This is a genomic window from Xanthomonas sp. SHU 199 (assembly GCF_000364665.1).
Taxonomy (GTDB): domain Bacteria; phylum Pseudomonadota; class Gammaproteobacteria; order Xanthomonadales; family Xanthomonadaceae; genus Xanthomonas_A; species Xanthomonas_A sontii.
Genome location: NZ_AQOI01000522.1, coordinates 1 through 2091 on the forward strand (window position 1 = coordinate 1; position 2091 = coordinate 2091).

The following is a 2091-nucleotide window of genomic DNA, read 5'->3' on the forward strand; positions in this document are numbered from 1 at the left end:
CCCCCGTTTGCGTCCGTCGCCGCCCCCACCCGCCCGCCAAAGGACTTTCCGCATGCACCAGGCTCCGTCGTCCCCCTCCACCTTCTCCCGCAGCGACAGGACGCGCGGCGCCGAGCAGGCGCTGCTGTGGTCGGCGCTCGGTTCGCTGCTGCTGGTGCTGAGCCCGCGCGCGGCCGCGGTGCCGGCATTCGCGCGGCAGACCGGCTCGTCCTGCGCCGACTGCCACATCGGCGCCTACGGCCCGGCGCTGACTCCGTACGGCATGCGCTTCAAGCTCGGCGGCTACACCGACAGCGACGGCAACGGCACCAAGATCCCGGTCTCCGCCCAGCTCACCGCCACCCGCAGCGTGCCGGCGCGCGGCGAGAGCCGCACCCGCTTCAGCGAAGCCGACCTGTACCTGGCCGGACGCATCACCGACAACGTCGGCGGCTACGTCAAGGTCGCCAGGACCAACAACGGCAAGAACGACTACACCACGCGCCTGGACAACGTGGACCTGCGCGCGGTGGTCAAGAGTTTCCAGCTCGGCGGCAAGGACACCCTGCTCGGCGTCAGCGTCAACAACAATCCCGGCAGCCAGGATCCGATCGGCATGCTGCCCAACGCCTCCGGCCTGGGTCCGGCCTCGGCCTATTCCAGTTCGACCACCCTGCTCAACCAGTCGTCGCTGTCCAACCGGGTGATCGGCACCAGCGTCTACGGCCTGTACGACCGCAACTGGTACGGCGAGGTCGGCACCTACACCGCCTTGCCGGTGTCGACCCAGGACAATCTCGGCTACGCCATCGGCGGCGATCCCGGCAAGCTCAGCGACACCGGCTACCTGCGCCTGAGCTACATGAAGGACCTCAAGCGGCAGTTCTTCTCGGCCGGCGTGGTCGCGCTGACCACGCGCCGGCAACTGCCGCGCAGCACCGGCCCGCGCGACGACTTCACCGACCTCGGCTACGACCTGAACTACCAGTTCCTGGGCACCCGCGAGCACATCCTCAAGCTCGGCTACCTCAACATCTACGAGCGCCGCCGCTACGGCAGCGCACTGATCGACCCGACCAACCCGGCCCTGGCCGGCCCGCGCCGGGCCAGCGTGCGCGACCAGTCGATCAGCCTCAACTACACCTACAAGCAGAGCTACAGCCTGCTGCTGGCGCACTTCATCAACACCGGCTCGGACGATCCATTCCGCTACCGCCCGTACGGCGCGCCGGACACCACCAGCAACCTGATCAGCGCCTCGTGGGCACCGTTCGGCAAGGACGACAGTTACTCGTCGATCTCCAACCTGCGCCTGTCCGCGACCTGGTTCCGTTTCAGCAAGTTCAACGGCAGCACCGGCAACGTGTTCGGAGCCACCCCGGTCACCCGCCCGCGCGACCTCAACCAGTTCGCGCTGAGCCTGAGCCTCGCTTTCTGATCCCCCCGCACGGAGCTTCCCCCATGAAACGCACCCATGCCCTCCCCCTGTGCACCCTGCTGGCCGGCCTGCTGCCGCTGGCCGCCGTGGTGGCGCCGTCCGCACGGGCCGCCGGCGGCATGCCCGGCGCCGGCGTGTTCGCCAGCGAATGCGCCGAATGCCACAGCGCCGCGCCGGCCAAGAACAAAAAGGGCCCGACCCTGTTCGGCGTGGCCGGGCGCCGCGCCGGCAGCGTGCCGGACTACGCCTACTCCGACGCGATGAAGCAGAGCCAGTGGACCTGGAGCGACGACAAGCTGCGCAGCTACCTCTCGCAACCGGCCTCCAAGGCCCTGCCCGGCGGCAAGATGAAGTACGACGGCCTGGACGATGCCAAGCAGTTGCAGGACCTGATCGCCTACCTGCACAGCCTGCATTGAACTCGCTGCCCGATCCGGTCATATTCGGCGCCCGACGGGCCGGCCAGCGTGCCGCGCCCGTGCCCGATTCCTGACCTGCGAGCATCGAGTCACCGTGCGTTTTTTGCCTGCCGTCCGCGGTGCCTCGTCCCGGCCACCCGCCGTCGCCCAGCGTTGCAGGACGGGCACCGCGGCCCGGCGGTCAGTGCATCCGTGCGCCGGCGCGGCGCTGGCCCTGGCGCTGGCCGCCCTGCATGCACCGGCGGCGATGGCCGG

2 protein-coding genes are annotated in these 2091 nt (G+C 69.6%); both read left to right on the forward strand.

The window, feature by feature from the left end:
• The first annotated feature begins 52 nt into the window (after positions 1–52).
• Entirely contained in the window at positions 53–1417 is a 1365-nt protein-coding gene (locus D183_RS0115940) for a hypothetical protein (protein ID WP_017909881.1), read from the forward strand.
• A 23-nt stretch (positions 1418–1440) separates the two neighbouring features.
• The gene (locus D183_RS0115945) at positions 1441–1836 is read left to right on the forward strand and encodes a c-type cytochrome (RefSeq protein WP_017909882.1); all 396 of its coding nucleotides are present in this window, start codon (positions 1441–1443) and stop codon (positions 1834–1836) included.
• The last annotated feature ends 255 nt before the right edge of the window (positions 1837–2091 follow it).